Origin of the sequence: Amycolatopsis tolypomycina (assembly GCF_900105945.1) — a bacterium.
In the GTDB taxonomy this organism is placed as follows: Bacteria; Actinomycetota; Actinomycetes; order Mycobacteriales; family Pseudonocardiaceae; genus Amycolatopsis; species Amycolatopsis tolypomycina.
Genome location: NZ_FNSO01000004.1, coordinates 1,529,453 through 1,556,329, shown reverse-complemented (window position 1 = coordinate 1,556,329; position 26,877 = coordinate 1,529,453). Strand labels below are relative to the sequence as shown.

Genomic DNA, 26,877 nt, shown 5'->3' with positions numbered 1-26,877 from the left:
GACGCAGGAGATGGTCATGCCGGGCACCGTGAGCCGAGCCGCCGAAGCACTGCGCGAACGCGTGCCGCCGTTGACCGCGTTTCCGCTTCCCCGGGGGGTCGACGAACGCTGGCTGCACTCGCGGTGGCCGGTCAAGGAGCTGGCGCCGCCGCCCGCGGGCAGCGGCCTCAAGCCCGTGCTGGGCGACGAAGGCCCGCCCGTGGTCGGGCACATGCTCGAGATGATGCGGTTCGGGCCCGCGTTCGGGCTCCGCCGCCACGAGCTCTACGGCCCGGTGTCGTGGACCGGCGGGTTCGGCCGCCGGATCGTCGCGCTGTCCGGGCCCGAGGCCACGCAGATCGCGCTCGTCAACAAGGACAAGGCGTTCTCCCAGGAGGGCTGGAAGTTCTTCATCGAGAAGTTCTTCGAGCGCGGCCTGATGCTGATGGACTTCGGCGAGCACCACCTGCACCGCCGGATCATGCAGGAGGCCTTCACGCGCCCGCGGCTGGCCGGCTACGTCGGCGAGATGGGCCCGGCGCTGCGCGAGGGCGTCGCCGGGTGGGGCGGCGGCGAGCGGCCGCGGCTGTACTGGGCGCTCAAGCAGCTCACCCTCGACGTCGCCACCCGCGTGTTCATGGGCATGCCCAGCGGGGACGACGCCGCCCGGATCAACCGCGCGTTCGTCAGCTGCGTGCGCGCCGGCACCGCCTTCGTGCGCTTCCCGGTACCGGGCGGACGCTGGTCGGCCGGGCTGCACGGGCGCCGCGTCCTCGAGCGCTACTTCGGCGAAACCCTGCCCGCCAAACGGCGTTCCGGCGGCGAAGACCTCTTCGCCGCGCTGTGCCAGGCCACCACCGAGGACGGCGACCGGTTCTCCGACACCGACATCGTCAACCACATGATCTTCCTGATGATGGCCGCGCACGACACGACGACCATCACCAGCAGCGCCATGGCGTACTACCTGGCGAAGCACCCGGAGTGGCAGGAACGCGCCCGCGCCGAGTCCCTCGCCCTCGGCGACGACGTGCTCGACATCGCCGCCGTCGAAAAGCTCGAAACCCTCGACCTGGTCATGAAAGAGGCGCTGCGGCTGGTCGCGCCGGTGCCGTCGCTGACCCGGCAGACCGTCAAGGACACCGAGGTGCTCGGCCACTACATCCCGGCGGGCACCCTGGTCGGCGTCTCGCCGACGATCAACCACTTCACGCCCGAGTGCTGGAGGAACCCCTTCGCGTTCGACCCGGAGCGCTTCGCCGAGCCGCGGCGCGAGGACAAGTCGCACCGGATGGCGTGGATGCCGTTCGGCGGCGGCGCGCACAAGTGCATCGGGCTGCACTTCGGCGGTCTCGAGGTGAAGTTGCTGATGCACGAACTGCTGCGGGCGTACCGCTGGACGGTTCCGGACAGTTACACCGCGCGCTGGGACTACGTCTCGCTGCCGGTGCCCGCGGACGGCCTGCCGGTCCGCCTGACCCCGCGCTGACCCATACCTGTCCACCACCGCATACACTAGGTAACGAAAAGTTACCGTTTGTGGAGATCTGTTCACTCGTTCAGCCGGTAGACACCCTGTCACGCACATGATGGCGTGGCATCGATCGTGGGCGAAGGCTGCCTGGTGTGGCTTCATGATCCTCGACACCGTGTCCGACCTGGCCATACCTGTGCGTGAAGAGGTGGAGTGTGCCTGAACCCGGTGCCGCGTCGGGGCTACTGGACGTGGCGCGGCGGTGGGCGGCGACGTTGGCCGACACCAAAGGAGTAACGCTTCCCCCGGAAGAGCTCGAAGCGCTCCTGCTGGAGGTCGCCCACGACGCGGTCGACCAAGCCGGCTCCCAGCACGACGGCGCCCTGCTGCGGTTCACCGCGCTGTACGCCGCGTCGCCGATGGGAATCGCGCTGGCCGACCCGGACGGCGCCATCGTGGAGGCCAACCTCGCCCTCGGCCAGCTGCTCGGCTGCTCGCCGGAACGCTTGCGCGGCAGGCACATCAGCGAACTCGGCTCCACCGACCACGACGTCTCCCGGCTCGCCGCCGGCCTGGAGCAGGTGCGCGCGGGCCGCGACCGCTACCAGGAGCGGATGCTGCTCGACCACATCGAGGACGGGCAGCTCTGGACCGACGTCACCCTCGCCCGGCTGCCCGGCGACCGGCCCGGTTCGATCTACCCGGTGCTGATGGTGTCCGACGCCAACGAGCTGCACCTGCTGCAGGAACAGCTGCTGCACCAGAACGTGCACGACCCGCTGACCGGGCTGCCCAACGCGTCGTCGTTCACCACCAAGCTGGAGGCCGCGCTCGGCGCCGGCGCGCGCGACGACATCGCGCTGATCTACCTCGACGTCGACGGTTTCAAGGTGATCAACGACGGCCTCGGCGCCGGGGTCGGCGACCAGGTGCTGCGCGGGGTCGCGAACAAGCTGTCGGCGGTGTTCACCGGCCACCACGACGGGTTCGTCGCCCGGCTGTCCGGCGACGGCTTCGCGGTGCTGCTGCGCGGCGAGCTGGCGGCGACCGAGGTCGTCCGGCTGGTCGAGCGCGCCCTGGAAGACCTCAACGAGCCGATCTACCTGGGCGGGCACGGCATCGGCGTCAGCGCGAGCGCGGGCATCGTCGTGCGCGCGGCCGTCGAGGGCGGCGCCGCGGAACTGCTGCGGGCGGCGGAGATCGCGCTGCACCGGGCCAAGGAGGCCGGCAAGGCGCAGTGGATGCTGTTCGACCCGGAACTCGACGCCCGCGACCGCGGCCGCTACCAGCTCGGCGCGGTGATCGCCGGCGCGCTGGAGAACGGCGAGTTCTCGCTGGTCTACCAGCCCACGGTGAAGCTGGCCCGGACCGACGAGCTCGCCGCCGTCAACGCCGGGCTGCGCTGGAACCACCCGGAGAAGGGCGAGCTCGGCTCCGAGGAGTTCTACCCGCTGGCCCAGACCACGGGCATGACGGTCCCGCTCGGGCGCTGGCTGCTGGCCGAATCCCTGGCGGCAACGGCTCGCTGGCGCACGCAGCTGGGCGAGGCCGCCCCGGACGTCTGCGTGCGGCTGCCGGCCCGGCTGGCGATCGACCCGGACCTGGTGCTGCTGGTGAAGGAGCAGCTGGACAAGCACGAGCTCCCGGCGCGGGCCCTGCGCCTGTGCACCGACCGCGATTCGATGCTCGACCCGCGCGGCGAGGTCCTCGACTCGCTCGCGGTCCTGGCCGACCTGGGCACCCAGCTGGTGCTGACGATCTCGGGCTCGGCCGACCTGGAGCTGATCCCCCAGCACCGCCTCCCGGTGCGGCACGTGATCCTGTCGGGCCCGGTGGTCGACGCGCTGGACACCGACGAGCCGGCGGAATCCGACCTGCGGCACCTGACGCAGCTGATCACCCGGGCCCGCGAGCTGCACCTGCGGGTCGGGGCGGAGGGCGTCCGGACGCACGAGCAGGCGGCCCGGCTGCGCCAGCTCGGGGTGATCGCGGCCCGTGGCCCGTTCGTCGCGGACTCGGCCACGGGTGACGAGGTCGACGAGATGATCGCCCGGCACCCGCGGCGCTGAGCCCAAACGCCCCAATGTGGCGTTCGGTGCGTCAGACGCACCCAATGTGGCGTTCGGTGCGTTGGACGCAACCAACGCCACATTGGGGCGCCGGCAGCCGGGCAACGGCGATCACCGACCAAGCCGGTGTCCCGTCGGTTCCGAACACCCGGCAGACTGGGTTCTGCCCGCCGACGCGAAAGGACGTCCATGGACGCCGGAGACCTCGCCCCCGACTTCACGCTGCCCGATGACGAGGGCCGGGAGCGGACGCTCTCGGACTTCCTCGCCACCGGGCCCGTGGTCCTGTTCTTCTACCCCGCCGCGATGACCGGGGGCTGCACCGCCGAAAGCTGCCACTTCCGCGACCTGGCAGCCGAGTTCGCGGCGGTCGGCGCGCACCGCGTCGGGATCAGCCCCGACGCCGTCACCAAGCAGCGTGCCTTCTCCGATGCCAACGGCTTCGACTACCCGCTGCTGTCCGATGTGGAGGGTGCGGTCGCGAAGCAGTTCGGCGTGTGGCGGAAGCTCATCCCGCTGCACACCAAGCGGGCCACCTTCGTGATCGGCGAGGACCGGAAGGTGCTCGCGAAGATCAAGAGCGAGCTGAACTTCACCGTCCACGCCGACGAGGCGCTCAAGGTGCTGCGGGAGCGGAACAAGGTCTCCTGACGAGCCGCCACACGTGGTTGGTGCCGGTGCACGCGGGCGCCAGCGGCTTCTCCGCCGGTTCCGTGCCCACCTTGGTGAAGCCGAGGCGCGCCGGGACCGCTCCACTTCGGACGTTGCGCTCGTCGTGCTTGATCTCGACGTACCCGGCGCCGAGGCGGAACGCCTCCTCGGTCAGCAGGGTGACCGACCGGGTCATCAGGCCGCGGCCGACGAACCCGAGCGCGAGCCAGTAGCCGATCTCGACGCCGCCGTCGCGCTGCATCACGCCGATGCCGCCGGCCACTTCGGAGTCCAGCCGCACAGCGTATTCGTACGCTTCGCCGTTCTCCCAGCTGTTCGACGTGCGCCGGAGGAACTCGGCCGAGTCGTCGTCGGTGTACCCGCCGGTGGCCCAGTTCAGGAACTCGCCCAGGTGCGCCAGCGACCCGCTGACGGCGGCCGTCAGCACCGTGCGGTCGCCGGGGTGCCAGCGGGTCAGCGTCAGGTCACCGTCGCGGTAGGTCTCGGCCGGGGTTTCCATGCGGTTCATGGTCCCCGGCCGAGACGTCAGGCGCGAATCAATTCACGATCACGCTGTCCGGGACCTCGGTGTCGTTCTTCAGCGCGTCGAACAGCTGCTTCGACTTGGCCTTGTCCCAGTTCTCCGCCGAGCCGCTGGTCACCGGCACCGTCGTCGTCACCACGCCGCCGGAGGAGATGCCGCGCATCGCCATCGCCAGGCCGGCGAGGTTGTGCACGTGGTCGCCCGAGTCCATGGTCAGCGCGTCCGGCGCCGAGGACAGCAGCGGGAAGAAGTCGAACGGGTTGAGCAGGGTGCCGGGGCTGGCGATCTGGCTGACCAGCGCGCCGATGAACTTGCGCTGGTTGGCGACGCGGTCGAGGTCCGAACGCGGGGTCGCCGCGCTGTGGCGCATGCGGACGAAGCCGAGCGCCGAGCGCCCGTCGAGCGACTGGCAGCCGGCCTTGATGCTGATGCCGGTCATGGTGTCGTTCATGTCCTTGTCGATGCACATGTCGACGCCGCCGATCGCGTCGACGATCTTGGCGAACCCGCCGAAGCCGATCTCCGCGTAGTGGTCGATGTGCAGCCCGGTCGCGCCTTCGACGGTCTGGGCCAGCAGCTTCGGCCCGCCGATCGAGAACGCCGCGTTGATCTTGTTCTTGCCGTGCCCGGGAATCGACACCTGCGAGTCGCGCGGCAACGACAGCAGCGTCGGCTTGGTGCTGTTGTCCGGGATGTGCGCGACCATGATCGTGTCGGTGCGCTGCCCGCCACCCGCCGCGGCGACGTCGCCGGTGGCGAGCCGCTCCTCGTCCTCCGCGGTCAGGCCTTCGCGGCTGTCCGAGCCGACGATCAGCCAGTTGGTACCGGACGCGGCCACCGGGCGCCCGGAGTAGTCGGCCAGCGCGTCGACCCGCTTGATCGAGAACTCGAGGTAGACCCAGATGCCGGCGAGGAACACGACGAACACCAGCACCAGGGCGCCCAGCACCTTGCCGAAGCTCCACCGGCGGCGACGGCGTGGCGGGCGGGACGGCGGGTACTCGTCGTCCACCGGGCGGCGCGGCGGGTCCTGGCGCGGCGGCGGGGGCGGCGCGTACTCCGGCTCGCGGGTGCCCATCGGGCGGGTGCGCTCGTCGTACGGGCTGCGGCCCCGCCCGGGCAGCGGCATCATCTGCGCGCGCTGGTGGTCACGGGGGCGGCCGGCCGGCGGCCGGGGCGGTGGCATCCGGCGCCCGCCGTCGTCGCCACGGTACGTCATCACCATCACCCAATCCCGATCCGGACAAACTGTCGTCGTCAGTACACCGCACGTCCTCGGAAGGAGGACGTCCGGTACCGGGGTCGGGTTGCGGTTACCGGCCGGTTGCCTCGTAGCCGAACTGGTGGACCTTGAGGTACCCGGACCGGAACCCGGCCTCGGAATAGGCCAGGTAGAACTCCCACATCCGGCGGAAGACGTCGTCGAACCCGAACCCGGCGATGTCGGCCCAGCGGTGCAGGAACCGTTCGCGCCACCACCGTAGCGTGCGCGCGTAGTCCTGGCCGAACTCGCGCATCCCGGCCAGCTTGAGCCGGGTGTTCGCCTTGACGCCCTCCTCGATCGAGCGCACCGACGGGATGAGCCCGCCCGGGAAGATGTACTTGTGCACCCAGCCGTAGGCCCGCGACGCCGCCAGCATCCGGTCGTGGTCCATGGTGATGGCCTGCAGGCCGAACCGCCCGCCCGGGCGCAGCCGCTCGCCGATCACCCGGTAGAACTCGGGCCAGTAGGACGCGCCGACGGCCTCGATCATCTCGACGCTGACCACGGCGTCGTACTTGCCGCTCGACTCGCGGTAGTCGCACAGCTTCACTTCGACGCGATCGGCGAACCCGGCCGCGGCGATGCGTTCGGTGGCCAGCGCGCGCTGCTGCTCCGAAATGGTCAGTGACGTCACGTGCGCGCCGCGGGCCGCGGCGCGGATGGCGAGTTCACCCCATCCGGTGCCGATTTCGAGCACCTCGCTGCCTTCGCGGACGCCCGCGTAGTCGAGCACGCTGTCGATCTTGCGGTGCTGCGCGGCCGTCAGGTCGTCGTCGAGCCCGAACAGCGCCGAGGAGTACGTCATCGACTCGTCGAGGAAGGCGCCGAACAGGTCGTTGGACAGGTCGTAGTGCCGGTGGATGTTGGCCCGCGCGCCCTCGAGGGTGTTCTCCTCCGACGGCGGCTGCGTGCGCTCGGCGATCCGGCGGAACTTCTGCAGCACCGGCGGGACGAGCGTGGCCATCCGCTCGGCGAACGGCGTCAGCACGTCGGCCAGGTCGGACGCGGTCCAGTCACCGGCCATGTAGGACTCGCCGAAGCCGATCTTGGCGTCGACGCCGAGGCGGTGGAAGAACGCCTCGGGCCGCAGGATCCGCATTTCGGGCGATTCCGGGCCGCCGGCGCCGAGCACGGTGCCGTCCGGGAACACCGCCCGCACGTCGAGCGGGCGGACCGCGTGGCGGAACAGCGCGGCGGCGATCCGCGCACGCAGCGCGGAGTGCGGCGGGGTGGCCAGGCCCGGCCAGCGGTCTTCGTCCGGGACGTCCCGGGCAGCGCTCGTGGTGGTCACGGGTTCTCCCTCCGGCCGGCCAGGTTCACCGGTGATCGATCGTAGTCGCCGCACCCCCGCGGCACGTTTCGCCGAATGCCCTGTTCGGGGCACTTTCACACCGGGATCCGCAGCCGTTGCGGCGCCGGCGCGGCCCACGCCCCGCGCAGCGTCCGGCCGTCGTCCCCGGTCAGCAGATCCAGGGTGAACGCCACCGTCAGCCGGGTCCAGACCCGGGCGCGGCGCACCATCGCGTGCCCTTCGTTCGCCATCTCGAAACGGGCGAGGCGCGCGGCCACTTTCGCGGCCCGTTCGGCGAAGGCGTGGGACTCCGCCGGGCTGGTCATCCGGTCGCGGGTCCCGTGCACGATCAGCACCGACCGCCCGGCGACGGCGTCGACCGGCTCGCCCCGCGGCGTCCACGGCGCCAGCGCGCAGACCCCGCGCACGGCCGGGTCGTCGGCCACGCGCAGCGCCACCCGTGCCCCCATCGAGTGACCGACGAGCACGACCGGCAGGCCGGGGTGGTCGGCGCGGAGGCGTTCGAGGGCCCAGCGGGCGTCGTCGACCGGGTCTTCGGCGGGGGCGTTCCAGCCGTAACGCCGGTTGCGCAGCAGCCGCACCTCGACGCCGTCCTTGCGCCCGGCCCGGTGCAGGGCGCGCGCGATCGGCACCATCCGCAGGTAGGCCAGTTTCCAGGGCTGGACACTGCCCGTGCTGTGTTCGGCACCGCCGTGGAGCACGAGCACGACCGCCCGTGTCCGCCCGCGGGCCGGCCACACGGACACCGCCGGATCTGCTTCGCCCACCCGCGTCCTCCTCGCCTGCCGTTCCCCCGCCTACCACCATATTCGCGATAGATTCGGCGCCCGGTCCCCAACGGAAGGGTGGGTGTGGTGAGCGCCACGGACATCGCAGGCAGCGTCGCCGAGCAACTGGCGGACGTCGAGCAGGCCAACGCCGAAGCGGTGCGGGCCGCGGCGGACCTGGTGCTGGGGGTGATCCGGGCCGACGCACTGGTCTACACCGCGGGGGCCGGGCACTCGCTGGCCGCGGTCGCCGAGACGTTCTACCGGGCCGGCGGGCTGGCCTGCGTCTACCCGCTCTACCACCCGGACCTGCTCCCCCTGCACGGCGCGGTGTCGAGCACGCGGACCGAGCGGCGCAGCGGCCTGGCCGCGGAGGTGCTGGCCGAGCGCCCGCCGGGGCCGGACGACGTGCTGGTGGTGTTCTCGACGTCCGGCGTCAACCCCTACCCCGTCGAGCTGTGCCTCGAGGCGCGCAAGCGGGGGGCGGCCGTCATCGCGGTGACGTCGCGGGCGTGCGTGGCGGCGGCGCCGCGGCGGTCGTCGAGCACGCTGGTCGAGGAGGGCACCGTCGTGCTGGACTCGCTGGTCGTCCCGGGCGACGCGAGCTACCCGCCGGGCGCCCCGCGCACCGCGCCGCTGTCCACTGTGGTCGGTGCGTTCCTGTGGAACCTGGTGCTGACCCAGGTCTACGACCGCGGGACGGCCGAAGGCCTCGACGTCCCGCTGTGGCGAAGCTCCAATGTGGAGGGTGGCGACGAGGCGAACGCCGGGCTGCTGGCGAAGTACGGCGAAATTGTCCCGCGCCTGCGCTAGTTGGTGAACAAGCACCGCCCGGGCACGTCTTGACGTCACGTGCCCGGCGGTTCTAGCGTCGACATACCGACTGGTCGGTGTGGACCGGTCGCTCCCGGAGGAGGTCCGATGGACACTGCCACGGCGACCGTGCACGGCCGGTGCGCGCCCGGCTTCGAACCGGTGCGCGAGGCCTTCGAGGAGAACTTCCGCTCCCGCGGTGAGCTGGGCGCCGCGTTCACCGCCGTCCGCCACGGTGCAGTGGTGGTGGACCTGTGGGGCGGCTGGTCCGGTCCCGACCGCACGCGGCCGTGGCAGCCGGACACCCTGGCCAACGTCTGGTCGACGACCAAGGGCATGACCGCGCTCTGCGCGCACCGGCTGGCGGACGCGGGCGAGCTCGACGTCGACGCGCCGGTCGCGAAGTACTGGCCGGAGTTCGCCGCGGCCGGGAAGTCGGGGATTCCGGTGCGGTGGCTGCTGTCGCACCGCTCCGGCGTGCCCGGGATCGGCCTGGACCGGCCGGTGCGGGTCGAGGAGCTGTACGACTGGGACCTGATGACGTCGCTGTACGCGGCGCAGGAACCGCTGGCCGAGCCCGGCGCGGCGGGCGGCTACCACGCGCTGGCCTACGGCTGGCTCGTCGGCGAGGTCGTGCAGCGGGTCGCCGGGCAGGGCATCCGGGAGTTCTTCGCCGAGCAGGTCGCCGGGCCGCTGGACGCGGACTTCTCGATCGGCCTCGCGTCTCCGGCCGACCTCGACCGCTGCGCGACCCTGGTGGACCCGGTCGTGACGGAGGAGATGGCAAACGCGCTGGCCACGGCGTTCGCGGCGGCCGGCCCGGTCGCGCTGGCGGCGTTGATGAACCCCCGAGTCCAGGGCCACGACGCCAATGATCCGGCGTGGCGCCAGGCGGTCATGCCGGCGTTGAACGGCCACGGCACGGCCCGCGCCATCGCGACGATCTACGCGGCGATCGCCGACGGCACCCTCCTGTCCCCCACGGCCCTGGCCCGGGCTCGCGAGAGCCAGGGCAAGGAGATCGACGCGGTCCTCGGCCTCCCCAACGAGTGGGGCCTCGGCTTCTACCTCGGCAGCGACGCCCGCGGCTTCGGCCCCAACCCCACGGCCTTCGGCCACGACGGCCTCGGCGGCTCCACCGGCGCCGCCGACCCCGAAAACGGCATCGCCTTCGGCTACACCCTCAACCAGCTGGGCCCCCTGATCCGCGACGACCCCCGCAAAATGGCCCTGGTCCAGGCCCTCTACACGTGCTTGGAGGGTCGACACGCGTGATTCAAAGGTCGACACGCGTGATTGGAGGGTCGACACGGCACTGGCACCGTGTCGACCCTTCAATCACGTGAGTTGACCCTCCAATCACGCGTGATGACTCTTCGATCACGCCACGGCGGGTTCCTCGTCGGCGAACTGGGTTGCGTGGAGGGTTGCGTAGCGGCCGCCGGCGGCGAGGAGTTCCTCGTGGGTTCCGCGCTCGACGATCTCGCCGTGTTCCAGGACCAGGATCTGGTCGGCCGCGCGGACCGTCGACAGGCGGTGGGCGATGACCAGGGCCGTGCGGCCGGCCAACGCGTGGGTCAGGGCCTCGCCGACGGCGGCCTCGGACTCCGAGTCCAGGTGGGCGGTCGCCTCGTCGAGGATGACGACCTTGGGCTGGGCCAGCAGGAGACGCGCGATCGTCAGCCGCTGACGCTCGCCGCCGGAGAGGCGGTAGCCGCGCTCGCCGACCGTCGTGTCGAGGCCGTCGGGCAGCGAATGCACCAGCTCGCCGAGCCGGGCCCGCTCCAGGGCTTCCCAGATCTCGTCGTCGGTGACGCCGGGGCGTGCGTACGCCAGGTTCGCGCGGATCGTGTCGTGGAAGAGGTGCCCGTCCTGGGTCACGACGCCGACGGTTTCCCGCAGCGAAGCGAAAGTCAGGTCCCGGACGTCCACATCGGACAACCGGACCGCACCCGCGTCGACGTCGTAGAGCCGCGGCAGCAGCGACGCGATCGTCGACTTCCCCGCCCCCGAAGACCCGACCAGCGCGACCATCTGCCCCGGCTCGGCGCGGAACGAGATCCCGTGCAGCACCTCTTCCCCACCGCGGTGGTCCAAAGTCGCGACGTCTTCCAGCGACGCCAGCGAATACCGATCCGCGGCCGGGTACCCGAACCGGACGTCGGAGAACTCCACCGAAACCCCGCCGGACGAAGAAAGAGCACGCGCGGAGGGCTTCTCCTTGATCATCGGCTCCAGGTCCAGCACCTCGAAGACCCGCTCGAACGACACCAGCGCCGTCATGACGTCGACGCGGACGTTGGCCAGCGCGGTCAGCGGCGCGTAGAGCCGGGTCAGCAGCAGTGCCAGCGCGACCACCGTGCCCGGCGCCAAGGCGCCGGTCAGGGCCAGGTACCCGCCGAGGCCGTAGACGAGCGCCTGCGCCAGCGCCGAAACCAGGGTCAGGCTGGTCATGAACCAGCGGGTCAGCATCGCGGTCCGGACGCCGATGTCCCGCACGCGCCCGGCGCGCACGCCGAAGTCGTCCGCCTCCTGCACCGGACGGCCGAAGAGCTTCACCAGCGTCGCGCCCGGCGCGGAGAACCGCTCGGTCATCTGCGTGGTCATCCCGGCGTTGAGGTTCGCGGCTTCCCGCTGCAGCCCGGCCATCCGGCGGCCGAGCCGGCGCGCGGGGATGACGAAGATCGGCAGCAGCACCAGCGCGAGCAGCGTGACCTGCCAGGACAGCGTCAGCATGACGGCCAGCGACAGCGCCAGCTGGATGACGTTGGTGACGAGCCCGGACAACGTCGCGGTGAACGTCCGCTGCGCGCCGATGACGTCGTTGTTGAGCCGCGAGACGAGCGCGCCCGTGCGGGTGCGCGTGAAGAAGGCGATCGGCATGCGCTGGACGTGCTCGAAGACCGCGCGCCGCAGGTCGTAGATGATGCCTTCGCCGATGCGCGCGGACTGCCACCGCTCGATCAGGCCGAAGCCGGCGTCGGCGATCGCCAGCGCGGCGATGACGACGGCGAGCCAGACGACCAGCGAGACGTCGTGGCCGCCGACGATCGCGTCGACCACCTTGCCCGCCAGCACCGGCGTCGACACGGCGAGGACGGCCGAGACGACCGTCAGGATGAGGAAGGCCAGCAGGCGCCGCCAGTGCGGCCGGGCGAAACGCGCGACGCGTTTGAGCGTGCCGCGCGTCAGCGCCTTCGGGGCGTCGTCGGCACGCATCGCCGAGCTCCACAGCCCCCACATGTTGTCCACGGGAAACCCCCAGGATCAGAAACCTCTAGATAAGCCGAGGTTTTCGCCGGATATGACCTGGACAACGCCCCTGCTGTCCGTTTCCTTCCCGATGTCGTTCACTCGGCGCGAACAACCCGGTGCAGGGCGGTGCGCAGCCGTTCGGCGTCCTCGGCGGTAAGCGGTTCCAGCAGCAGCGCCTCGGCCTGCCGCGTGACCTCCGCCCCCGCCTCGCGGACCCGCTCCCCCTCGGCCGTCAGCACCACGAGGCGCTTGCGGCGGTCGCCCGGCGCCACCTCGCGCCGGACCAGGCCCTTGGCCTCGAGCTCGTCGACCAGCGCGACCATCGTCGTCCGGTCGACGCCGAGCCGTGCCGCGCCGTCCTGCTGCGACTGCGCCGGGCCGTCGGCGAAGAGCGTGAGCAGCGCGAGCTGCCGCCCCGTGACGCCGAGGGGCGCATACAGCGGCTCGGCCAGCTCCGCCAGCCGCAGCTGGGCGTGCTTGAGCAGGTAACCGAGCCGCTGGGTGACGGCGAGGGGCGCGCTGGACATGGGAGAACTCTACCCCCTACGCTGATCGTCAGTTTCACTGATGATTTTTATAGCTGACGATCAGGAGTCCCCATGACCACCGTCGGGCTCAAACCACCCCAGCAGCACATCGGCATCACCGCGCTCCGCGAGATCTGGGTGATCGCCGACGACGCCGGCTTCGACGGCTGCTGGGTGTTCGACCACCTCGCCCCGATGGGCCCCGAGCGCACCGGCGACGTCTTCGACGGCTGGAGCCTCCTGGCCGCGATGGCCGAAGCGACGCGGCGGGTGCGCATCGGCTGCCTGGTCTCCGGCAACACCCACCGGCACCCGGGCACGTTCGCCAAGATCGCCGCGACCGTCGACCACCTCTCCGGCGGCCGGCTCGACGTCGGCCTCGGCGCGGGCGGCGATGCGATGACCGACGCGATGATGGGCACGCCGACGCCGTCCGCGAAGGAACGCGTGGAAAGACTGGCCGAAACCTGCGAAATCCTCCGTCTGCTGTGGACGCGGGACGAAGTCACCTACGCGGGCCGCCACTACACCCTGACCGGCGCGATCAGCGACCCGAAGCCGGTGCAACGGCCGAAACCCCCGCTGTGGCTGGGCAGCAGCGGCGAAAAGCGCGGCCTGCGCGTGGTCGCCGAGCACGCCGACGTCTGGCTGAACGCCGCCCTCCCGGGCGCGGAAATCGCCGAGCTGCACCGGCTTTCCCGGGTGCTCGACGCGCATTGCGCCGCCGTGGGCCGGGATCCGGCCGCCGTACGGCGGGCCGTGCAGTTCCGGCTGCCGTCCGATGCGGACAGCGCCCTCCGTCTCGCGGAGAGCTACGTCGAAGCGGGCTTCACCGAGCTGGTCCTGATGCCCGCGAGCCGCGACGACGTCGTCGCGGCCTCCGAAGCGGCCGCGAAGCTGCTGCCCCGCCTGCGCGACGTCGGCTGAACCCGGCAAACGCCTCTCGGTAGCCTGGCGACGTGGAAACGGAGGTGGGCCAGGCGCCCGCATGGCGGCGCGCGGCCCGGCTCTTCACGGCACCGGCGCGCACCGCAGAGGCCGCCCCCCTGCGCTGGGACCTGGGCTTCTACCTGGTCTGCCTGGCTTTCGCGCTGCCGACGGCGCTGGTGTCGGAGTTCTACGGCTACCGCGTCTGGGGCAACTTCGCGACGGCGGCCTACGGCTTCGGTGCGCTGCACAGCGGTTACCTCCTGCTGTCCGCCCGCCGCGGGCGGCCGCCGCGCGGCCTGCCGGGCTCACGCTGGTGCGGCATCGCCGCGGTCGCCCTGTTGGGAATGATCCTCCCGTTGGCGCTTCTCGTGATTCGCCGCCTGACCGGCCGGGACTGGCTGATCACGCCGGGCTCGTGGGCCGCGCAGCCCGAGGTCTGGGTGATCGAGCGGTCCGCGGATCTGCTGCTGCACCACGGAACCCCGTACGTCGACGTCACCGCGCTCGGCCGGGCCCCCGAGGTGAACGACTACACCCCGTACGGCCCGGTGATGGCGGTCTTCGGGCTGCCGCGGGCGCTGTTCGGCGGCACCCCGCCGGCGAACGCGCTCACCGACGCGCGGTGGATGTTCGCCCTGGCCGCCTGCGCGTGCGTGCTGGGCACGCTGAAGCTGCTGAAGTGGCCGAAGGTGCCGGTCGGCGCCGCGCAGCTCGCGCTGGCCTGCCCGCTCACCGCGCTCACCTGGGCCGTGGCCGGGCCGGACCTGGCCATCGTGGGCCTGCTGGTGCTCAGCTGCGCGCTCGCGGCCACCGGGCGGATCGCCTGGTCGGGGCTGGCGCTGGCGCTGGTGGTCAGCGCGAAGCTCATCGTCGCGCCCGCGGCCGCCGTCCTGGCGGTGCTCGTGCTGGTCCGCCGCGGGAACGGCCTCGACTGGGCGGCACTGGGCCGGTTCGCGGCGGCGCTGGTGGCGACGACGGCCGCCCTGCACCTGCCGGTGTACCTGGTGGATCCGGCGGCCTTCGTCGAGCACGTGTTCCGGTTCCCGCTCGGTATGGGCGTCGTGCGCTCGCCCGCGGCCAGTCCGCTGCCGGGCCACCTGATCGCCGAGACCGGCCCGGTCGGCCAGGTGGCGGCGTTCGTGCTCGTCGGCGCCGCGGCCGTGGCGATGATCGGCTGGCTGGTGCGCCGGCCCCCCGCGAACGGCTCCGCCGCACTGCTGCGCATCGCCGTCGGACTCGGCGCGTTGATCCTGCTCACCCCGGCCACCCGGTACGGCTACCTGGTGTACCCGCTGGTCCTGCTCGGGGCCCACCTGGCGTTCCGCGTGGCCGAAGTTCCCGCTGCGCCCCCCGCGCAGCGTCCCGCGACTACTTCTTCTTGACCCTGGTGGCCCCGCCGCGCCCCCGCAGCTGGACGCCGGACTCCGACAGCACCCGGTGGACGAACCCGTAGGACCGCCCCGTCGACTCCGCCAGTGCCCGGATGCTCGAGCCCTTCTCGTATTTCTTCTTCAGGTCAGCGGCCAGCTTGTCGCGCGTGTTGCCGGTGATCCGCGCGCCTTTCTTGAGATCAGCCACGTCGATCGCCTTCCCGCCGAGAGTGTTCTGGGCCACATATCGGCCCCTGCCGGGGCAATGATCGAACACTGAGCGCCGGAATGCCAGACGACAGACGCGAAACAGCCGAAATTGCGATCACATTGGGCCATTCCAGTGCTCTACGGCGAGTGATCTTGCACCCGAATGGACGCACCGTCACGCAAGCTGGACAAGTTCGAGGTAGTCCGCCGACCAGTGGTCCTCGGTTCCGTCGGGCAGCAGGATGACCCGCTCGGGCTCCAGCGCCTCGACCGCGCCCGGGTCGTGCGTCACCAGGACGACGGCACCGGCGAAGCTGCGCAAGGCGTCCAGGACCTGGGCCCGGCTGGCCGGGTCCAGGTTGTTCGTCGGCTCGTCGAGCAGCAACACGTTGGCAGCACTGGAGACCAGGCCCGCCAGCGCGAGGCGGGTCTTCTCACCACCGGAAAGCGTGCCTGCCGGCTGGTCGAGTTGTTCGCCGGTGAAGAGGAACGAGCCCAGCAGGTTGCGCAACTCCTGCGCTCCCGTGTCCGGAGCGAGATGTCGGATGTTTTCCCACACCGACGCGTCATGATCAAGAGTTTCGTGTTCCTGTGCGTAATATCCCAAACGCAATCCGTGACCCGGAACGACGGATCCGGTGTCCGGAGTTTCCATTCCGCCGAGCAGCCGGAGCAAAGTCGTCTTTCCGGCACCGTTCAGCCCGAGTACGACAACCTTCGAACCGCGGTCGATGGCGAGATCGACGCCGGTGAAGATTTCCAGCGAGCCGTACGACTTCGAGAGGCCCTCCGCGGTGAGCGGGGTGCGGCCGCAGGGCGCGGGCTCCGGGAACTTGATCCGGGCGACCTTGTCGGCCTGGCGGGTGTCCTCGAGCGAGGACAGCATCTGCTCGGCGCGGCGGGCCATGTTCTTGGCCGCCACGGCCTTCGTCGCCTTCGCGCCGAGCTTCGCGGCCTGCTGCTGCAGCGCCGACGCCTTCTTCTCGGCGTTGGCGCGCTCGCGGCGGCGGCGCTTCTCGTCGGTGGCGCGCGCGTCGAGATAGCGCTGCCAGCCCATGTTGTACAGGTCGAGCTCGCCGCGGGTGGCGTCGAGGAACCACACCTTGTTGACGACGTCGGCCAGCAGCTCGACGTCGTGGCTGATCACGACCAGGCCGCCGTCGTGCTGCTTGAGGAAGCCGCGCAGCCAGTTGATGGAGTCGGCGTCCAGGTGGTTGGTCGGCTCGTCGAGCAGCAGGATCGTCTCGGACTTGCCGCCGGCGCCCGCTTCGGCCGCGGCGAACAGGATCCGGGCCAGCTCGACGCGGCGGCGCTGGCCACCGGAAAGCGTCTGCAGCGTCTGCGCGAGGACGCGGTCGGCGAGGCCCAGGTTGGAGCAGATCCGCGCGGCTTCGCTCTCCGCGGCGTACCCGCCGAGGGAGGCGAAGCGCTCTTCGAGCCGGGCGTAGCGGTTGATGGCCTTGTCGCGCGCGGCGTCGTCGACGAGCTCGGCCATCGAGGCCTGCGCCTTCTCCATGTCGCGCATCAGCTTGTCCAGACCACGGGCGGAGAGCACGCGGTCCTTCGCCGTGACCGACAGGTCGCCTTCGCGCGGGTCCTGCGGCAGGTAGCCGAGCTCACCGGTGCGGCGGACGTCGCCGGCGTGCGGCTCGCCCTCACCGGCGAGGACCTTCAGCGAGGTGGTCTTGCCCGCGCCGTTGCGGCCGACGAGACCGATGCGGTCGCCGGGCTGGATGCGGAGGGTGACGCCGTTGAGCAGGATGCGCGAACCAGCGCGCAGCTCAAGGCCGGTGGCCGTGATCAAGGGAAACTCCCGTGGAAAGGGGGCGTACGGAGGACAGCGGCAGGCGGCTCGAGGCCGCGGCGTCACTCCAGCTGGATATCCACGAAGCTCAGTGTACGGGCCGCGGTCCAGCGGATTTTCCGGACGTGTGCGGACTCACCCGTCGCGCAGCGTGACCTGCACGGACAGTGCCCGGACGGCCGCCTCCTCGAGCACGGCCCGGCTCGGTTGGCCGACGTCCAGTACGCGGGGTTCCGCGCGGGCGAACAGCGGCGCCAATCGACGGTCTCCGCGCAGCTCGTCGAGGGCGCGGCGGTCGCCGCCGAGGACCACGGCGTCCACGGCGTCCATTTCGGACAACCGCGGGACGAGCACTTCGAAGGCGTCCTTGGCCGCGTCCTGGAGCGCGTGCCGGGCCTGCCCCGCGCGACGCCGGGCGAAGCGCTGCTGCGACCAGCCGCCCGCGGCCGAGCGGCCCTGCACGAGGTGCCGGTCGGTGCGCGAGACCTCGATCCGGCCGTCCCGCGCGATGCCGACGCTGTGCCCGCCGAGGCGGACGAGCAGGAGCGCGATGCGCCGCGGCACCAGCCCATGGGCGACGAGCCCGGCCACAGACGGTTCTCTGAGCGGCCCGAACGGCACGGTGGCGGTCGCGGAGCTGCCGTCGGCCGCGATCACCCGGACCTCGTCCGGCCCGGCTTCGGTGGCGGTGATGCCGCCGTGCCGCTCCGCGAAGCGCACGAAGAAGCCGTCCAGGCGCTCGGGCGGCACCTCCACGGCACGCCCGCCACCGGAGACCTGCCGTGCCTTCGCCATGGGCAGAAGGTAGCGCCCCAATGTGGCGTTGGTTGCGTCCAGCGCACCCAATGTGGCGTTCGGTGCGTCTGACGCACCGAACGCCACATTGGGGTGTTTGGGGACTACAGCGGATGCACCGGCCCGTTGTTCGTGTAGCCCCGCACGTGCGACGGCGCGCCGGCCGCCGCGGGCTGCACGAACCCGTTGATGTGCAGGGCGACCGAGCGGATCGACCCGGCGTCGCCGCCGGCCGCGTCGACCACCGCGAACGTCCACGTGCCGTCGACCGCCGCGCCGGCGAGGTTGCCGGTCAGGGCCTGCGTCGGCCGCCAGGTGCCGGTGAACGGCGCGTTGGCCGAGGTCACCGTGCTGAACGCGGCCGCCGCGCTGTCGGCGAAGACGACCTGGCACAGGTTCTTGCCCGAGCTGCCGTTGCGCTGGAACACCGTGGCCTTCGCCCCGGACGGCGCCGTCAGCGTGCCGACCAGGTCACCGACGTACGAGTGGTTCAGACCCACCGTCGTCGAGTTCGGGTCGGTGCTGCAGGTCGTGCCGTCCACGGAGAACGTCACCTTGGACGCGCGGCCGACCCCGGTGACCGGGATGGTCACCGACGCGCCGACCGGGCTGTTGTCCGGGATCGCCACCGGCGCGCCGGTGTAGGCGAAGTCCTGCGCGACCGGCGACGGGGTGCCGACCGGGAGCGAGAACGTCGACGTCGTCGGCGAGTGCGAGCCGGCGAAGCTGACCCGGGCGTTCAGCACCACCGGCGCGCCGAGCTGCTGGCTCGCCGGGACGGTGATGGTGAAGTCGTTGACGCCGGTCTGTCCCGGGCTGATGGTGCCGTAGGACTTGGACCGCGGCGCCACCGTGACGCCCGGGGTCGGGCTGGTGAGCACGACGCTGGTGGACACCGCGGTGCCGTCGCCGTCGTTGGTCACCGGCAGCGTCACCTTGGCGGTGTCGCCCGGGTCGAGCGCCGAGCCGCCGTCGGCCGGGGTGACCGTCGGCTGCTTGGCCACCGCGAGGGGCTGCGGGCTGGCGCCGGTGTAGGCGAGCACCTTGTCCGCGAGGATGACGCCGGCCCCGGTGAAGTTGTCGCGGCCCGGGGTTTCGATGTCGATCGCGGTGTTGATCAGCGCTTCGCGGACCTCCGCGGGCGGCAGGCCGGGGTTGCCGGACAGCACGAGCGCGGCGATGGCGGCCGCGTGCGGTGCGGCGGCCGAGGTGCCGAAGAACGGGTTGAACCCGGTGACGCTGGTGGTGACGCCGTCGGCCGCGGTGATCTCCGGCTTGTTCCGGACCTCACCACCGGTCGAGGACACGTTGCCCGGGGTGATCGGCGTGCCGTTCGCCTCGTAGAACACGCGGCGCGGACCGTCGGAGGTGAACCGCTCGGCCTTGGTGGCACCGCTGAACGCGCCCGGGTACGGGCCCGCCGGGTTGGCCGGGTCGCCCGGTTCGAGGGCTCGGCCGAACGCCTTGGCCGCCGGGGCGGCCGCGACGCTGAAGGCGTCCCGCGCGGCCGAGTGGCCGACCGTCACGCCCGGGGTGTTGTAGGCCTTGAGCCCGTCGGCCGAGTCGGAGAACCGGCCGCGCAGCGCGGAAAGCGACAGGTAGCGGTTCTGGCCCGAGAACTTCACGACGGCCAGCCGCAGCCCGGTGCCGCCGAAGGCCGGCGTCGTGACGCGCTCGTACGGGTCCTGGGTGCCGGTCTGGACGTCCTGGCTGAAGCTGACGACCGCGCCCGCGGAGTTGAGCAGGTAGAGGTCGTAGTCGTTCGCGGACGCGCCGAGCGGGTCCGACCAGTGCAGCGTCACCGGGACACTGGCCGAGGACGCGTTCGAGATCGGCTCGTAGATCTGGTTGCCCGCCGCGCCGGCGAAGTTGTGCGCGGTGCCGGCGAACTTGCCGACCGACTTGCCCGAGTCGACGAAGTCGCCTTCCCAGTGCGCGGCGGTGCCGCTGGCGACGTTGCCTTCGTTGCCCGCGGACGAGAAGTACAGCGCGCCGTCGGCGGTCACGTCGTTCACGGCCTGGGCGATGATCCAGTCCTGGAACGGCGATTCCTTGAAGTAGATGACGTCGTCGACGATGACGTCGCAGTGCGACTCGAAGCGCAGCTTGCGGATGTTGTCCGCGAAGCTGGCGTCGGAGTTGAACGCCGAGGCGAAGCCGAGCGCGGCGCGGGGCGCGAGGTCGTGGATGATCTCGAGCATTGCGGTGCCCTCGTCGCCGTCGCCCTCCTGGCCGGCGATGACGTCGACGGCCGGCAGTTCGCCCCTGGCCTGCGAAGCGGCGAGGGAGTCGACGCCGTCGGACAGTGCGCAGGCCTTGACGCCGACGCCGGTGACGCCGAACTGCTGGCGTGCGAGGTCGGCGTTGTGGGCGCGGTCGCCTTCGCTGACCAGCGGAGCGGCCGCGGCGGCGCTGCGCTGGGTCTTGGCGGCCACGGCCTTCTGCAGCTCACCGGCGATGCGGTCGGCCTTCTGCTGCTTGGTTTCGGTCTTTTCCGGCGCCGTCGCCGGCGTGGCCAGTTCCCGGGCGGTCATCGCCTGGTCGGCCTGTTCGACGCGCTTGACGTCACCGCGCGCGGCGATCTCGCCGACCTTGTCGAGCGGCACTTCGGCGCGGACGCTGCCGTAGCGGTCGGACACCGCGCGGATGCCGGCCCCGGCCTTGGTGAGCCCGGTGAGGAGGTCGGGCGAGACCTTGCTCGCGCGGATGTCGACCAGGACGGTCCCGGCCGCGGAAACGGTGGCCCCAGACTGCAAACTGTTCAGCTGCTTCGCGACGCCCTTGGTGGCGACGAGCAGCTTGCTGTCCACTTTGGACTCGGTGGCGGTGCGGCCCGCCTTGACCGCCTGCAGGGCGGCGATCTGCTGCTGAGCGGTTTCGCTGAACGCGTCCGGCGCGGACGCGGGTGCGGCCCCCGCGACAGGCGGGGAAACCAGCCCGAGCGCGGCGAGCAGCGCCGCGGCCGAGGCGGTGAACACAGTGGATCTCGATCTCGTGGAACGGGTACGACGCACGGGCGCCCTCCGAATCTCCAAGGCGCGTGCCCCGACTCACGCTGACCGACGCCGGTGATCACCGGCTGGATCCAGCTAAGTACCGCGAGTTCTCGGTAAACATCAGCCGTTCGAGTGACAAAGGACAGATAATTTCCCGAACGGGCCGGATGTTGTAGGCCGTTCAGCGCAGCGGTGAACCGGTCACCGGACACGGAGCGGACAAATGATCGCTCCACCCTCGAGCGCAAGGGCGCTCACGGACTGGGATGTCCACATGCAACTCACCGGACCGTGCAACCGGCGGGGCGACGGGGAAAGTTCGTTACGCGCCGCGGGAGCATGGGCGGCGCGAGTCCCGGCCCGGATCACGCGAGTCACGGCCCGGATCACGCGAGTCCCGCCTGCGATCACGCGAGATCGGCGGTGTTGCGGGAGGCGGGGCAAGGTGCGGTAGGCGGCGAGGCGCGGCCAACGAATCCAGTCCCAGCCACTCCCGGCGACCGGCGCCTGCCCCGGCGACCGGCCCGGCCCGCCCCGGCCACTCAGAGCACGAACGAATCCGACCACGGCTGCGACGCCCGCCCGGACAGCGCGTCCAGTAGGGTCACCGCCTGCTTATCCGTCAGCGACGCCACGAAGTCGACCACCGCTCGCCCGCGGGCGAGCCCGCGCACCGCGTCCGCGCCCGTCACCGGCTCGCCCGTTGCCCCCACCAGCAGCTCCGGTGACGTGCGGGCCAGGCCCGCGTACTCCGCGCGGGCCAGCTCGACCAGGTCGTGCAACCGCCGGGGCAGGCGGGAGACCTCGTCGCGGTCGAGCAGCCATGCGTCGAGGGCGTCGACCAGGCTCGTCACCAAGCCCGCCTGGCCGCGCTGGTGCAACGCCAGGTCCGGGCGCAGCAGCACGAACCGGCGGTGCACGAACTTGAGCACCTGGACCTCGTGCCACTGCGCGGGCCGCAGCGAGACGTGGCCGGTGCGGGTGGACGGGGACGGCAGCACGAACACGCCGTCGACCAGGCGGGACGTCCAGTTCGCGGAGAACGCCGCCGTCGCCTGCTCTGCCTCGATCGAACCGTCGAACTCGCCCGCCAGAAGCCCGTCGACCAGCTCCGCGCGCACCCGCGCGACCGCCGCGGCGAACGCGTCGTCGTCGACGATCCAGGCGTCCTTCGCGTGCATGCGGCGGCGGAGGCGCTCCAGTGACCGGCCCGGGCGGCGCAGTTCCGCGTGCAGCGTCTCGTCGTCCAGCGACGCCAGCTCCACCGCGTGCTCCAGCCACTCCCCCAGCTCCGCCGCGACCGGCGCGTGCTGCAGCACGCCGATGCGGTGGAAGTCCTGCAGGTCGTGGATGGCGTAGGCGATGTCGTCGGCGGTGTCCATCACGGACGCTTCGACGGTCTGCTGCCAGCCTTCGACGCGGCCGGCGAACGCCGCGCGCGCCTGCTCGAAGTCGTCGAGTTCGGTGGCGTAGGCGGAGAACTTGGCCGCGCCGGTGCCCGGGAGGTCGCCCGGCTCGCCGGCGCCGCGTGGCGGCACGGCCATCGCCGACGGGTGCGGCGCGGGGTGGTGCAGCCGCAGCCACGGGTACTTGAGGACGGCGGCGCGCACCGCCGTCGTCAGGTCGAGCCCGATGGCCGACGGCCCGCGCACGTCGGTCGTCGTGATGATGCGGAACGTCTGCGCGTTGCCCTCGAAGCCGTCGGCGAGGCCGAAGCGGTGGCGGGCGATGCGGTCGAGCGTCTGCTCGCCGAGGTGCCCGAACGGCGGGTGCCCGAGGTCGTGGGCGAGCGCCGCGGCCTCGGCGACGTCGGGGTCGCAGCCGCCCAGCTTGTCGGCCAGCGCGGCGTCGGGCCCGGTGGCGATGCGCTCGGCGACGGCGCGCGCGACCTGCGCCACCTTGAGGCTGTGGGTGAGCCGGTTGTGCAGCAGCCCGGCCCCGCCGGCGCTGACGACCTGCGTCACGCCGCCGAGGCGGGCGAAGAACGGCGACGCGGCGATCCGGTCGCGGTCGATCCGGAACGGGCTGGTCGCCAGGTCGGTGAACCCGCCGACGTTCGCCACCGGATCGCGCCGCGCGGCCCGCGGGTCGGTCTCCTGATCCATGCGCCCGACCTTATCCGCAGGTTCACCTGAACGGCGGGCAGGCGCGTGGGTACTCCGGAGGTATGCCCCGACGGATGGTCACGACCCTGGCCGCACTCGCCCTCGCCACGGCCTCGTGCGGAGCCCCGCCGGGCGAGCCCGGCACGTCGACGTCGACGTCGACGGCGACGGCGACCTCGGCTCCGGCGAAGCTGATCAAGGTCCCGGACGTCTCGGGCATGAACCACCAGGACGCCCAGAACGCGATGCAGCGCGCCGGGCTCTACAACCTGCGCGAGGTCGACGGCACCGGCCAGGGCCGGGCCCTGGTGATCGACCGCAACTGGCGCCAGACGGCCCAGGACCCGCCGCCCGGCACCGAGGTCCCGGCCGACGCGGTGATCACCCTGACGGCGGTCAAGTACGACGACCGTTAGGCCTCCGGCTGGGCGGTGTAGGCGGCCAGGCAGCGGTCGGCCTGGGCGCGGGCCACGGCTTCGTCCTCCCCGCCGTCGACGTGCGCCGCGTACCAGGCCTCCCCCGCCGCCGTGACGAACGAGACGCCCTCCGGGGACGCCATCCAGGCCATCGCCTCGGCCGGGTCGACGACGTACGACGGGTCCGCCGCCAGGTGCCGGACCAGTGCCGTCAGCGCCATGTCCCAGCCGATGCCGACCGCGCCCGGGCCGAACTGGTCCCAGTGGTCGTCGACGTGCGCGACGTGCTCCAGCTCGAACCGGGTGCCGTCGCCCTCCGGCGTCAGGCGGACCTCGATCCAGCTCACCCCGCCGTGCATCTCCCACGTCGCCGCGAAGCTCTTCGGCGGGTCGCAGCGCTCGACCGTGCCGCCCGCGTTGCCCTCCAGCTGGTACTTCCCGCCGACGCGCAGCTCGCCGGACACCGGCAGGAACCAGCGCGGGATGCGCTCGGGGTTCGTCACCGCGTCCCACATGTCGTCGACGTCGGTGTCGTAGACCTGGCTGATCGTCATGACGCGCGCGTCGCCCGCTTCGAGCACGCGCCGGCCGACCGTCCGGCGGACGGCGCTGATCTGGTGGCTGACGTCGATCACGGGGATTCTCCTTGGTCGAGACGGCGCTCGCGCTTGCCGCGGGCGATTTCGGTGGCCAGCGCGTCCAGCGGCGGCGTCCAGGACCGGCGGAACCGGTCGAGCCAGCCGTCGACGTCCCGCAGCGGCGCGTGGCCGACCGCGTACAGCCGTCTCGTCCCGTCTTGGCGGACGACTGCGAACCCATTGTCCCGCAACACCTTCAGGTGCTGCGACACCGCCGGCTGCGAGATGCCGAACTCGGCCCGGATCACCTCGGTCACCGCGCCGGCGGCCTGTTCGCCGTCGGCCAGCAGCTCGAGGATCCGGCGGCGGACCGGGTCGCCGAGGACGTCGAACGCGTGCACCCCGTCAAGCTACAAGCGGCCACTTATATAAGTCAAGGCTGAAACAGTTGGTCCGATGTGGGTAAGCCCCGGTGAACATCAGCCGACATCGGTTCCGCTGCGCCGCGCGACCCGCGACGATCGAGGCCGTGAAGTCGCCACGCGCGGTCCGCTTCGCCTTCCAGCCGCTGTACAGCCTCCACACCGGAGGCGTCGTGGCGCACGAAGCGCTGGCCAGGCCCGGCCGCGGAGCGGTCCCCGAGCTGCTCGCGCAGGCGCGCCGCGACGGCAGGCTCGCCGAAGCCGACCTCGGGCTCGCGGTCGCCGCCGTCCGGCAGGACGCCGAAAACCCGACGTCGCTGCCCCTGCACCTGAACCTCTCCGCCCGCACCCTGGCCGCGCCGCCGTCGCTGTACGACGACCTCCTCGCCGCGCTCGGCGACGCGGGCCGCCGCACCCGCGACGTCGTCCTCGAGATCGGCCCGCCGTTCGCGCCGCTGCCCGCCGGCCGGGCGCTCGGCGGGATGCGGGCGCTCACCGAGCTCGGCTTCCGGCTCGCGCTCGACGGCCTCGGGCGCGGCGACCTGCCGCTGGGCCTGCTCGTCGAGGCGCCGATCGACCTGGTGAAGCTCGACCGGACCGTGCTGCGCGGGCTGCCGGACGAACCGGCCGCCGTCGCCGTGGTCGAGGCGCTGCTGCACTACACGAACCGCACCGGCACCCGGCTCGTCGCGACCGGCGTGGAGACCGACGCGCAGCTCGACGCCGTCCGCGGCCTCGGCGTCCGGATCGCCCAGGGGCACCTCCTCGCCCCGCCGACCGCGGCCGGTCCCGCGCCGGCCCTGCTCACCCGCGGCCGCCCCACGGCCGGGGCACCGGCGCCGTGCGTCGGCGACTTCCTCCGCCCGGCGACGACGCTGCCGGAGTCGGCGACCTGCGACGAGGTCCGCGCGGTGCTGGCGGCGGCCGACGCGCCGAGCGGCGTGGTCGGGGTGGACGAGCTGAACCGGCCGCGCTGGTCGGTCGACCGGACCCGGTTCCTGGTGGCCGTCACCGGCCCGTACGGGCACGCGCTGCACGCGAAGCGCCCCGCGGCCCGGCTCGCCGACACCCCGCACACGATCGAGGCCCGCGCGGGCGCGATGGAGTTCCTCGAGCTGGTCACCGACGCCGACTGGGGTCGCACCGGCGACGACGTGGTCGTGGTCGACGAGCTCGGCCGCTGCCTCGGCGTGGTGCTGGTGACCGAGGTGGTCCGCGGCGTGGCGGAGGCGAAGGTCGAAGCGGCGGCGGCACTGAACCCGCTGACGCGGCTGCCGGGCAGCGACACGGTCGCCCGCGACGTCGCCCGCCGCATCACGATCGGCGAGCCGTTCGTGGCGGCGTGGCTGGACATCGACGGCTTCAAGACGGTCAACGACACGGCGGGCTTCGCGGCGGGCGACCACCTGATCCGCGAGCTGGGCGGGGCATTGACGGAGCTGGCGGCCGGCCTGCGCCGGATGCGGGTGAGCCACGTGGGCGGCGACGACTTCCTGGTGGTCTGCGACGTCGACGAGATCGCGACGGTGGCGGCGGCGCTGCTGGACCGGACGTGGACGGCGGAGGGCCTGCCGGTGACGGTGTCGCTGGCGACGTTGGTGTGCGCGAGCGACGCGATCGGTTCGTACCAGGAGGTTTCGCGGCTGCTGGCGCCGTTGAAGAAGCGCGCGAAGGCGGTGCCGGGGTCGAGCTGGGTGCTGAGCCGCCCGGGCTCGGACCGCGTGGAAGTGCTGCGCGGCATCGGATCCCGGGGCTTGCAGGCGGCCGCGGGTTAGCGCCCCAATGTGGCGTTCGGTGCATCCAACGCACCCAATGTGGCGTTCGGTGCATCCAACGCACCCAATGTGGCGTTCGGTGCATCCAACGCACCCAATGTGGCGTTCGGTGCGTCCAACGCAACCAACGCCACATTGGGGCGCTGGCGGCCGGACAACAGCGATCAGCGCCAGTCGAGCGTCAGCTGGGCCGGGACCGCCTTCGCGGCCCATGCCACGTACTCCTCGTGCGTCCAGCCGCACACCGCCGTCAGGTGGTCGTACGCCTCGTGCGACATGAGCAGCCCGATCGCGTCCGCCAGCCTCCCGATCTCGCCGCCGTCGGCCATGCCCGACGCCACCAGGCGTGCGGCGATGTCCGCGCGGCGCACCACCGCCAGCTCCGCGCGGACCGCCGCCACCTCCGCGTCCGCCGCGGCCGCCGTCGTGAAGGCGCGCCAGATCGGCAGCGATCCGCGCAGCCCCGCCGCCACCCGGGACACCACCGGCGGCAGGTCCGCCGGGCCTGCCGGGCCCGCCACGGCGTCCAGGTTCAGCGCGTCCGGGTCGCCCGCGAAGCCGTCGCGGAACGCCGCCAGCAGCAGCTGGGGCTTGCGGCCCGTCTGCGTCACCGTCTCCAGGCTCACGCCCGCCTCCGCCGCGATCTGCCGCATGCTCGTGCCCGCGTAGCCCCGCGCGGCGAACAGCTTCCCCGCCGTCGCCACCACGTGGGCACGGGTGCGCCGCGCGCGTTCCTCGCGTACCGGCGATGCGTACCGGCGCCGCGCACCTTCGGGTATCGTCATCAATTCGATGGTACAGCGTATCGATCAAAGGGGCCG

Annotated in this window: 23 protein-coding genes; 9 read left to right on the top strand and 14 right to left on the bottom strand. The window is 72.1% G+C overall.

The genetic code is table 11. The annotated features are described in order from the left end of the window. Window positions 1–10: 10 nt before the first annotated feature. From BLW76_RS17920 to BLW76_RS17910, 3 genes are all read left to right on the top strand, one after another. Window positions 11–1,468, top strand: a complete 1,458-nt coding sequence (locus BLW76_RS17920) for a cytochrome P450 (RefSeq protein WP_091308678.1) — start codon at window positions 11–13, stop codon at window positions 1,466–1,468. Window positions 1,469–1,704: 236 nt separating this feature from the next. Next, window positions 1,705–3,522, top strand: a complete 1,818-nt coding sequence (locus tag BLW76_RS17915; RefSeq protein WP_091308675.1) for an EAL domain-containing protein — start codon at window positions 1,705–1,707, stop codon at window positions 3,520–3,522. A 189-nt stretch (window positions 3,523–3,711) separates the two neighbouring features. Then, entirely contained in the window at window positions 3,712–4,173 is a 462-nt protein-coding gene (locus BLW76_RS17910; protein WP_091308673.1) for a peroxiredoxin, read from the top strand. Here the strand turns inward: BLW76_RS17910 and BLW76_RS17905 are convergent. From BLW76_RS17905 to BLW76_RS17890, 4 genes are all read right to left on the bottom strand, one after another. Then, window positions 4,139–4,693, bottom strand: coding sequence for a GNAT family N-acetyltransferase (locus BLW76_RS17905; RefSeq protein WP_208613322.1), 555 nt, complete (start codon window positions 4,691–4,693; stop codon window positions 4,139–4,141). The two genes, BLW76_RS17910 and BLW76_RS17905, sit on opposite strands and share 35 nt — an antisense overlap. Window positions 4,694–4,730: 37 nt before the next feature. Beyond that, window positions 4,731–5,942, bottom strand: a complete 1,212-nt coding sequence (locus tag BLW76_RS17900) for an LCP family protein (RefSeq protein WP_091308669.1) — start codon at window positions 5,940–5,942, stop codon at window positions 4,731–4,733. Between the two features lie 88 nt (window positions 5,943–6,030). Further along, window positions 6,031–7,272, bottom strand: a complete 1,242-nt coding sequence (locus tag BLW76_RS17895) for an SAM-dependent methyltransferase (RefSeq protein ID WP_091308666.1) — start codon at window positions 7,270–7,272, stop codon at window positions 6,031–6,033. Between the two features lie 95 nt (window positions 7,273–7,367). Continuing rightward, window positions 7,368–8,060 (bottom strand): alpha/beta hydrolase, encoded by a 693-nt coding sequence (locus BLW76_RS17890; protein WP_091308665.1) that lies wholly within the window; start codon window positions 8,058–8,060, stop codon window positions 7,368–7,370. Between the two features lie 84 nt (window positions 8,061–8,144). On the opposite strand from BLW76_RS17890, the gene BLW76_RS17885 reads away from it, so the two are divergent. Together BLW76_RS17885 and BLW76_RS17880 are read left to right on the top strand one after the other, a co-directional pair. Next, window positions 8,145–8,873, top strand: a complete 729-nt coding sequence (locus tag BLW76_RS17885) for an SIS domain-containing protein (RefSeq protein ID WP_167384641.1) — start codon at window positions 8,145–8,147, stop codon at window positions 8,871–8,873. Between the two features lie 108 nt (window positions 8,874–8,981). Next, window positions 8,982–10,148: a serine hydrolase domain-containing protein gene (locus BLW76_RS17880; protein WP_091308660.1), complete on the top strand. Its 1,167-nt coding sequence runs from the start codon at window positions 8,982–8,984 to the stop codon at window positions 10,146–10,148. Window positions 10,149–10,253: 105 nt separating this feature from the next. Here the strand turns inward: BLW76_RS17880 and BLW76_RS17875 are convergent, their stop codons facing one another. Both BLW76_RS17875 and BLW76_RS17870 read right to left on the bottom strand, forming a co-directional pair. Next, window positions 10,254–12,125, bottom strand: a complete 1,872-nt coding sequence (locus tag BLW76_RS17875; RefSeq protein WP_091308657.1) for an ABC transporter ATP-binding protein — start codon at window positions 12,123–12,125, stop codon at window positions 10,254–10,256. Window positions 12,126–12,223: 98 nt separating this feature from the next. Further along, window positions 12,224–12,655 carry a MarR family winged helix-turn-helix transcriptional regulator gene (locus BLW76_RS17870; protein WP_091308655.1) on the bottom strand — a complete coding sequence of 144 codons (432 nt, stop codon included), beginning with the start codon at window positions 12,653–12,655 and terminating at the stop codon, window positions 12,224–12,226. Window positions 12,656–12,727: 72 nt separating this feature from the next. Between BLW76_RS17870 and BLW76_RS17865 the strand changes: the two genes are divergently transcribed. Beyond that, on the top strand, window positions 12,728–13,582 hold the full coding sequence (locus BLW76_RS17865) for an LLM class flavin-dependent oxidoreductase (RefSeq protein ID WP_091308653.1): 855 nt from the start codon (window positions 12,728–12,730) through the stop codon (window positions 13,580–13,582). Between the two features lie 32 nt (window positions 13,583–13,614). Then, window positions 13,615–14,967, top strand: a complete 1,353-nt coding sequence (locus BLW76_RS17860) for a glycosyltransferase 87 family protein (protein ID WP_091308650.1) — start codon at window positions 13,615–13,617, stop codon at window positions 14,965–14,967. Here BLW76_RS17860 and BLW76_RS17855 read toward each other — a convergent pair. The 5 genes from BLW76_RS17855 to BLW76_RS17835 form a co-directional block, all read right to left on the bottom strand. Then, the gene (locus tag BLW76_RS17855) at window positions 14,954–15,163 is read right to left on the bottom strand and encodes a helix-turn-helix domain-containing protein (RefSeq protein ID WP_003071237.1); all 210 of its coding nucleotides are present in this window, start codon (window positions 15,161–15,163) and stop codon (window positions 14,954–14,956) included. The genes BLW76_RS17860 and BLW76_RS17855 overlap by 14 nt on opposite strands. Window positions 15,164–15,340: 177 nt before the next feature. Then, entirely contained in the window at window positions 15,341–16,969 is a 1,629-nt protein-coding gene (locus tag BLW76_RS17850) for an ABC-F family ATP-binding cassette domain-containing protein (RefSeq protein ID WP_091308648.1), read from the bottom strand. A gap of 135 nt (window positions 16,970–17,104) precedes the next feature. After that, window positions 17,105–17,764, bottom strand: a complete 660-nt coding sequence (locus BLW76_RS17845; protein ID WP_091308646.1) for an acVLRF1 family peptidyl-tRNA hydrolase — start codon at window positions 17,762–17,764, stop codon at window positions 17,105–17,107. A gap of 104 nt (window positions 17,765–17,868) precedes the next feature. Continuing rightward, window positions 17,869–20,742 (bottom strand): S8 family serine peptidase, encoded by a 2,874-nt coding sequence (locus BLW76_RS17840; protein WP_091308643.1) that lies wholly within the window; start codon window positions 20,740–20,742, stop codon window positions 17,869–17,871. Between the two features lie 560 nt (window positions 20,743–21,302). Further along, complete coding sequence (locus BLW76_RS17835; RefSeq protein ID WP_091308641.1) at window positions 21,303–22,865, bottom strand: deoxyguanosinetriphosphate triphosphohydrolase family protein; 1,563 nt, start codon at window positions 22,863–22,865, stop codon at window positions 21,303–21,305. A gap of 74 nt (window positions 22,866–22,939) precedes the next feature. Between BLW76_RS17835 and BLW76_RS17830 the strand changes: the two genes are divergently transcribed. Next, window positions 22,940–23,281 carry a PASTA domain-containing protein gene (locus tag BLW76_RS17830; RefSeq protein ID WP_091308638.1) on the top strand — a complete coding sequence of 114 codons (342 nt, stop codon included), beginning with the start codon at window positions 22,940–22,942 and terminating at the stop codon, window positions 23,279–23,281. Here BLW76_RS17830 and BLW76_RS17825 read toward each other — a convergent pair. Together BLW76_RS17825 and BLW76_RS17820 are read right to left on the bottom strand one after the other, a co-directional pair. Beyond that, window positions 23,278–23,916, bottom strand: coding sequence for an SRPBCC family protein (locus BLW76_RS17825; protein ID WP_091308635.1), 639 nt, complete (start codon window positions 23,914–23,916; stop codon window positions 23,278–23,280). The two genes, BLW76_RS17830 and BLW76_RS17825, sit on opposite strands and share 4 nt — an antisense overlap. Beyond that, the gene (locus BLW76_RS17820; protein WP_091308632.1) at window positions 23,913–24,260 is read right to left on the bottom strand and encodes an ArsR/SmtB family transcription factor; all 348 of its coding nucleotides are present in this window, start codon (window positions 24,258–24,260) and stop codon (window positions 23,913–23,915) included. Before BLW76_RS17820 ends, BLW76_RS17825 begins: the two co-directional genes overlap by 4 nt. A gap of 128 nt (window positions 24,261–24,388) precedes the next feature. Here BLW76_RS17820 and BLW76_RS17815 point away from each other — a divergent pair, with 128 nt between their 5' ends. Continuing rightward, complete coding sequence (locus BLW76_RS17815; protein ID WP_091308629.1) at window positions 24,389–26,056, top strand: GGDEF domain-containing protein; 1,668 nt, start codon at window positions 24,389–24,391, stop codon at window positions 26,054–26,056. A gap of 164 nt (window positions 26,057–26,220) precedes the next feature. Here BLW76_RS17815 and BLW76_RS17810 read toward each other — a convergent pair whose 3' ends face one another. Then, a complete protein-coding gene (locus BLW76_RS17810) occupies window positions 26,221–26,841 on the bottom strand; it encodes a TetR/AcrR family transcriptional regulator (protein ID WP_091308626.1) in 621 nt (206 codons plus the stop codon). Between the last annotated feature and the right edge of the window lie 36 nt (window positions 26,842–26,877).